Below are 6,890 nucleotides of genomic sequence, written 5' to 3'. Positions count from 1 at the left end.
CTCGTCCAGATGCGGGAAGATCACCTCGAACTTCGCCGCGAGCATGTCCCGGGTCTCCACCATGACGCCCATACCACAGCAACGAACGAAGCTCCCCGAAGCTACGGGTTATTTCTCTGCAAGCCCTAACTACGCGGCATTGGGCCTAACCCCTTATTAATTCAGGCGTCGTAGAAGTCTGCGTTGAGGTCGTGGTAGCGCGTCTGCGGGTCGGACAGCACGGTGCCAGCCGATGGTCAGTACCGAGTTGCCGACGGCGACCAGGGCCTTCTTCTGAGGCTGTAACGACCTCGACGCGGCCACAGGGGCACATCGGCGGGGGTCGGGTCACCGGTCTCGGATGATCCCGTCTTCGCGGTCAGACGGCCGCTGACACCAACGGTGCTCGGTGTCGTGCGGGTGCGATTGGACGGCATGGCCCGCCGTACGAGAGATGGGACCGGCGGGCCATGCCGGGTCAGAGCGCCCTCCCTGCCAACCGTTCTCCGAAGCTGGACGCTCCATCACCGGAGTGGCGGGGCAGCTGGCGCGATGTCGGCTTCCACCAACACGGGTTGCAGGCGTCTGGTCACCGGGCGTACCCGACCGGACGATCGGTTGCGCCCGTGGGATCAGCTTCCTGACGCCCTCATGACTTGCTAACTTTAGCGAGTCATGAAATTCGTCGGGATCGAGGGGCGGCAGGACCGGCCGCTGGCTGATGTCGCGCCGGTTCGGACCGTTGACGCCCTGACGTCGCTCATCGCCGGCGAGAGGGTGGTGTCCACGGGGGCGGTCTCGGCTGAGCGGCGGCGCCGTATCGATCCGGTGGTGCGAAGCGTGCCCCGGCAGGACGCGGCTCGTAGCGTGTTCCCGCAGGAAGGGGTGGGCACGTGAGCATGCCGCTGTATCAGGCGAAGGCCGAGTTTTTCAAGACGCTGGGGCATCCGGCGCGGATCCGGGTCCTCGAACTCCTCGCCGAACGCGAGCAGGCGGTTTCGGAGTTGCTGCCGCAGGTGGGTATCGAGCCGGCGCACCTGTCGCAGCAGTTGGCGGTGCTGCGCCGGGCGAACCTGGTATTGACGCGTCGAGAGGGTTCGACCGTGTACTACTCGCTGGTCAGCCCGCAGGTGGCCGAGTTGCTGGCGGTGGCACGCCGGATCCTGACCGAGGTGTTGACCAGCCAGGCGGAGCTCCTGGGTGACCTGCGGGCCGCAACCGAGCGGGCGGATCCCTCATGAGCGCGACGGCATCCGCCCTGGCGCAGGGGCACGAACGCACCCTGCTGTCGGCCTTGGCAGCTCGCATGAGGGGAATCGGACGTTGGGACTGATCGGCAAGATCCGCGGTGTGGGTCGGGTGGCTGAACCTGAGCCTGACGTGCCGGTGGAACCGCTGCCCGCAGCGGCCGGCTTGGGTGGGTCGGTGCAGGTGCGGCATGTGGACGCCGGGTCGTGCAACGGTTGCGAGATCGAGCTCGGGCAGGCGTTCAGCCCGGTGTATGACGCCGAACGGCACGGGGTGCGGTTGGTGGCCTCACCGCGGCACGCGGACGTGTTGACGGTGACCGGCCCGGTGACCGTCAACATGGCGGGGCCGCTGCGTAAGACGTACGAGGCGATGCCGGAACCGAGGCTGGTGGTCGCGGTGGGCGACTGCGCCCGCGACTGTGGGATGTTCGCTGGCGGGTACGGGGTGCATGGACCGGTGGCCACGGTCGTGCCGGTGGACCTGCAGGTGCCGGGTTGCCCGCCGGAACCTGCAGCGATCGTGTCGGCGCTGCGCCGCTTGTCGGGCCGGTGAACCGGGTCGCGGTCGCCTTGTGCGCGGCGCTGGCTCTGGCCGGCCTCGGCGCCTCGGCGGGGCTGGTGCTGCCGGCCCGTTGGCGGTCGGCGGCGGTGGGTGCGGCGACCGTCGCCGCCGGTGTCGCCGGTGCCGTCGCGGGTGCCGCCGCGGTGTCAGGCACCGGGTGGCAGGTACGAGTGGCCGGCCTGTTGCCACTGGCCGGGGTGACCCTGGCGGTGGATGCCCTGGCGGGTTGGTTCCTGCTGCTGGTCGGCGGGGTGGCCGCGGTGGTCGGTGTGTACACGGTGGGATACACCGGCCGGACCGGACGCGGTCCGGCCGCCCGTGGCGCGCTGGCGCTGTTGCCGCTGTTCGTGGCGGCGATGCTGCTGGTGCCGGTAGCGGGCAGCGTGTCAACGTTCCTGCTGGCCTGGGAGTTGATGGCGGTGACGTCGCTGCTGCTGGTGCTCTCCGAGCATCGGCACAGCCCGGCCGTGCGCACCGCGGGGTTGTGGTACGCGGCGATGACCCAGGCCGGATTCGTGGTCATCCTGTTGGGGTTGGCGTGGCTGGCCGCGGCGGTCGGTGGGGAGTCGTTCGCCGCGGTGCGCGCCGGCGCGGCAGAGCTGTCGCCGCTGGTGTCCAGCGGGGTGTTCCTGCTGTGTATGGCGGGGTTCGCGTCGAAGGCCGGGGCGGTGCCGCTGCATCCGTGGCTGCCCCGGGCGCACGCCGAGGCGCCGTCGCACGTGTCGGCGTTGATGAGTGCCGCGATGGTGAAGCTCGGCGTGTACGGCATCGTGCGGGTCGCCTTCGACCTGCTGGGTGGCGGGCCGCGCTGGTGGTGGCTGCTGCTGGGCGCAGTGGGTGCGGTCTCGGCCCTGTACGGGATCCTGCAGGCGGCGGTGGCGACCGATTTGAAGCGGCTACTGGCGTTCTCCACCAGTGAGAACATCGGCTTGATCCTGCTGGGCTTGGCTGCGGCCGGGCTTCTGGCCGCGGCTGGGCAGCTCGCCGGGGCCGGGGCGGCGCTGGCTGCGGCGTTCCTGCATACCGCCAACCACGCTGGGTTCAAGGCGCTGTTGTTCTGCGGGGCCGGGTCGGTGCTGCACGCTACCGGCACCCGCGACCTCGACCAGTTGGGCGGGCTGTCGCGGCGGATGCCGGTGACCACCGGCCTAGTGACCGTTGGGGCTCTCGGCGCGGCGGCGCTGCCGCCGGGCAACGGCTTCGTCTCCGAGTGGCTGCTGCTGCAGGCGCTGCTGCACCAGGTCCCGGCCGGCGGTACCGTGCTGACCATCGCCGCTCCGGTCGCGGTCGCCGTGGTCGCCCTGACCGCCGGAGTGGGGGTGGCCACCTTCGTCAAGGCGCTCGGCACCGGGTTCCTGGCCCGCCCGCGCAGCGCCGCCGCGGCCGCCGCGATCGAGTCCCCACCCACGATGCTTGCCGGCATGGGTCTGGCCGCGGCGGTCTGCACCGGGCTGGCCGTCGTCCCGACGGTGGCCGCGCCAGCCCTGGATCGGATCGCCACCGGCCTGCGGGTCGAGTCCGCGCCGCTGCACGGCAGCGGTATCGACCTGCGGCTGGCCGGTATCGCGTCCAGCATCTCCCCGCTGTGGATCGCTGTCGGCGTGGTCGGGATCGCTGTCGGCTTCGCCGCCGTGGCGCGCGCCGCTGGCCGGCCGCGACGTCGGGCGAGGGCGTGGGACTGCGGTGACGGGCCGCTGACCGCCCGGATGGAGTACACGGCGACCTCGTTCGCCGAACCGTTGCAACGAGTCTTCGAGGACGTTCTCGCCCCCGAGCAGGACGTTGATGTCACTCACTCCGCCGAGTCGGCCTATCTGGTGCGGGCGGTTGAGTATCGGCGGCGGTTGCCGGACCGGGTGGAGTCCCGCCTGTACCGGCCGGTGATCGTCGCCGCCGACGCTGTCGGCCGGGCTGCCTGCCGGTTGGCCACCGGCAGCGTGCACCGCTACCTGGCGTACATGCTCACCGCTCTCGTGGCGGTGTTGGTCGCGGGAGTGCTTCGATGACGCCCACCACCACGTTGCGCAGCCGGCCAACTCTCTCCTCGGGCGGAGACGCTCCGGGGGCGGCGCGTGTTCGCTGGGAGCCCGACATCGTGGGGTCCGCATGAGCGCCGCCTGGATCATGGCAGTGGCGCAGGCGGTGCTGGTCGCCGCCGTCGCCCCGCTGCTGGTCGGCTTCACGCGCGCCGTCCGCGCCCGGCTGGAGGGCCGCGCCGGCGGCCGGCTCGTCCAGCCATGGCGGGACCTGGGCAAGCAGCTCCGCAAGGAGCCGCTGATCCCCGCCGACGCGGGCATGTTTTTCACCGCCGCGCCCGCGGTGCTGATGGCCACCAGTGTGCTGGTCGCCACCGCCGCGCCGTACCTGTCCACCCGTGGTCCGCTGTCCGCCGGCGTCGACCTCATCGTCGTGGTCGGACTGCTGCTACTCGGCACGGCCGCCCTCGCATTGGCCGGTCTGGACACCGGCACCGCGTTCGGCGGAATGGGCGCCAGCCGGGAGATGACCATCGCCGCGTTGGTCGAACCGACCCTGTTGCTGTCGGTGTTCGCCCTGTCCACCCGTGTCGGGTCGACCAACCTCGGTGCCATCGTCGCCGCCGGGGTCTCGGATCAGGCCCGGATCTTGACCCCCGCGAGCGCCCTCGCCGCCGCCGCGCTGGCGATCGCGACCCTGGCCGAAGCGGGCCGGTTGCCGGTGGACAACCCGGCCACGCATCTGGAACTCACCATGGTGCACGAGGCTATGGTGCTCGAGTACTCCGGCCGCGACCTGGCCCTGGTCGAGTGGGCCTCGGCGATGCGGCTGACCATCCTGCTCGGCCTGCTGGCCAACCTGTTCGTGCCCTGGGGGGTGGCTACCAGCCTCCACCCCGGCTCGGTCGCCCTGGCCGCCGTCGTGTTCCTGGGCAAGCTGGGCGTCCTGGGCGGGCTCCTCGCCGTCGGTGAGGTGTTCGCCGCGAAGCTGCGCCTGTTCCGTGTCCCCGAGCTACTCGCTGGCTCGTTCGTGCTGGGCCTGCTGGCCGTCATCACCTCCGCCGTGCTGGCCTGACGTGGAGGAGCAATCGTGACCGGCGCGGCCAACACCCAACTGCTCAACCTCGCCTGCGGGCTCTTCCTACTCACCGCCGTCGGCGTGCTGGGGCGCCGGGAACTGTCCGCCCTGATCGGGCTGCTCACCGTACAGGGCGTGGCTCTGACCGGCATCGCCGTCCTGCTCGCCGCCGAACAGCGCAGCGGTGAGGTCGCCGCGGTGGCCGTCGGCGTCGGGATCCTCAAGGCCGCGGTGCTGCCCTGGCTGCTGCGCCGGATCCTGCACCGGGTGCCCGAAGCCCGCGAGACGGCCCCGCTGGTCAACGTGTCCGCGTCGCTGCTGGCCGCCGCGGCGCTGACGCTGCTCGCGTACGCCGCCGCCCGGCCGCTGGTCGCCCTCGCCCCCTCACCGGCGGCGCGGGCCGCCCCGGTGGGCATCGCCGTGCTGCTCATCGGGTTCTTCCTGGCCGCCACCCGCCGGCGGGCGATCTCCCAGATCATCGGCGTGCTGCTGATCGACAACGGCATCGCTGCTGTCGCGTTCCTGGCCACCGGCGGCGTGCCGCTGGTGGTGGAGTTGGGCGTCTCCGCCGACCTGGGGCTGGCCGTACTCGTGCTGCAGGTGCTCACCACCCGCCTGCAGGCCGCCTTCGGCGACACCGACCTCGATGACCTACGAGAGCTGCACGACTGATGAGCCCTATCCTCACCCTGTACCTACCCCTGCTGGCTCCCCTCGCCGCCGCGGGCGCCGCCGCCGCGCTTGGCCGCCGCGTCGCCGCCTGGATCGGACTCGCCGCCGCCGCAGCCATCCTGGCCGCCGGCGGCGCCCTGGCCGCCACCGTCACCGACGCGCAGCCCGTCACCGCGGGCCTGCTGCGCGCCGACGCGCTGACCGCGTTCATGCTCATCGTCATCGGCGCCGTGGCCACCGTGGCCTGCTGGGCCAGCGTGCACCACCTGGCCGACGAGGCGACCACCGGAAGCGGCGACCCGGCCACGGAGCGCCGCTACCTCATCCTCGTGCAACTGTTCCTGGCCGCGATGAGCCTCGCCGTGCTGGCCGACAACCTCGGCCTGCTGTGGGTCGCGGTCGAGGGCACCACCATCGTCACCGCGTTCCTCGTCGGCCACCGCCGAACCCGCGCCTCCGTCGAGGCCGCCTGGAAGTACGTGGTGCTGTGCTCGGTCGGCATCGGCATCGCCTTCCTGGGCACCGTCTGCGTCTACGCGGCCTCGGTCGCCGCCGGCGCTCACGGCACCGCCGCCCTGAACTGGACCCACCTTGCCGCCCATACCGCCAGTCTCGACCCCGACCTCACCCGGCTGGCCGCCGGGCTGATCCTGCTCGGCTTCGGCACCAAAGCCGGCCTCGCCCCCATGCACGCCTGGCTCCCCGACGCGCACAGCCAGGCCCCCGCCCCCGTCTCCGCCCTCATGTCCGGCGTACTCCTGTCGGTCGCCTTCTACGCCATCCTGCGCTACAAGACCATCACCGACGCAGTCCTCGGCCCGACATACGCCCGCGCCCTGCTGCTCGTCGCGGCACTGGCATCCCTCGCCGTCGCGGCCCTACTGCTGATCTCCCAGCGGGACTACAAACGGATGCTCGCCTACTCCTCCATCGAACACATGGGCCTGGTCGCCCTCGGCACCGCCATCGGCAGCCGGCTGGCGATCACCGCGGTGCTGCTGCACATCCTCGGCCACGGCCTCGGCAAAGCCGTCGCGTTCTGCGGCGCCGGGCAGCTGCTGACCACCACCGGCAGCACCCGCATCGCCGCAGTACGCGGCCTGGCCGGCCGCCACCCCGCCCTCGCCGGCAGCTTGGGCCTCGCCCTGCTCGCCCTGCTCGGACTGCCCCCGTTCAGCCTCTTCGCCTCCGAACTCGGCATCGCCCGCGCCGGCCTGGCCGCCGGCCACGGCTGGGCCATCGCCGTCGCATTCGCCCTCGTCCTGATCTCCTTCGCCGCCCTGGCCCGGCACGGCGCCGGCATGCTGCTCGGCCCACCCGACCCGTCTCTGATACCAATCTCCGAGCCCACGAGACGCGTAGTAACCTCGTAT

At 71.8% G+C, this 6,890-nt stretch carries 7 protein-coding genes; all 7 read left to right on the top strand.

The window, feature by feature from the left end; translation table 11 throughout:
* Positions 1 to 654: 654 nt before the first annotated feature.
* On the top strand, positions 655 to 876 hold the full coding sequence (locus DLJ59_RS01050) for a hypothetical protein (RefSeq protein WP_124770648.1): 222 nt from the start codon (positions 655 to 657) through the stop codon (positions 874 to 876).
* Entirely contained in the window at positions 873 to 1,220 is a 348-nt protein-coding gene (locus DLJ59_RS01045; RefSeq protein ID WP_208648515.1) for an ArsR/SmtB family transcription factor, read from the top strand. The genes DLJ59_RS01050 and DLJ59_RS01045 overlap by 4 nt, the downstream gene beginning before the upstream one ends.
* A gap of 118 nt (positions 1,221 to 1,338) precedes the next feature.
* Positions 1,339 to 1,782, top strand: coding sequence for an NADH-quinone oxidoreductase subunit B family protein (locus DLJ59_RS01040; RefSeq protein ID WP_208648514.1), 444 nt, complete (start codon positions 1,339 to 1,341; stop codon positions 1,780 to 1,782).
* Complete coding sequence (locus DLJ59_RS01035) at positions 1,779 to 3,797, top strand: proton-conducting transporter transmembrane domain-containing protein (RefSeq protein ID WP_124770646.1); 2,019 nt, start codon at positions 1,779 to 1,781, stop codon at positions 3,795 to 3,797. Before DLJ59_RS01040 ends, DLJ59_RS01035 begins: the two co-directional genes overlap by 4 nt.
* A gap of 100 nt (positions 3,798 to 3,897) precedes the next feature.
* Entirely contained in the window at positions 3,898 to 4,842 is a 945-nt protein-coding gene (locus DLJ59_RS01030; protein ID WP_124770645.1) for a respiratory chain complex I subunit 1 family protein, read from the top strand.
* Positions 4,843 to 4,857: 15 nt separating this feature from the next.
* Positions 4,858 to 5,517: a hypothetical protein gene (locus DLJ59_RS01025; protein WP_124770644.1), complete on the top strand. Its 660-nt coding sequence runs from the start codon at positions 4,858 to 4,860 to the stop codon at positions 5,515 to 5,517.
* On the top strand, positions 5,517 to 6,890 hold a 1,374-nt coding region (locus DLJ59_RS01020), incomplete at its 3' end, for a proton-conducting transporter transmembrane domain-containing protein (RefSeq protein ID WP_124770643.1). The genes DLJ59_RS01025 and DLJ59_RS01020, both read left to right, overlap by 1 nt.

The sequence above is a fragment of the Micromonospora inaquosa genome, from assembly GCF_003857055.1.
In the GTDB taxonomy this organism is placed as follows: Bacteria; Actinomycetota; Actinomycetes; order Mycobacteriales; family Micromonosporaceae; genus Micromonospora; species Micromonospora inaquosa.
Note: the sequence above shows the minus strand (reverse complement) of the source record. Positions and strands in the feature narration are given on the sequence as shown.

Coding starts and splice junctions, on each gene's coding strand:
- DLJ59_RS01050 (WP_124770648.1), top strand. CDS start 655: ATGAAATTCGTCGGGATCGAGGGGCGGCAGGACCGGCCGCTGGCTGAT.
- DLJ59_RS01030 (WP_124770645.1), top strand. CDS start 3,898: ATGAGCGCCGCCTGGATCATGGCAGTGGCGCAGGCGGTGCTGGTCGCC.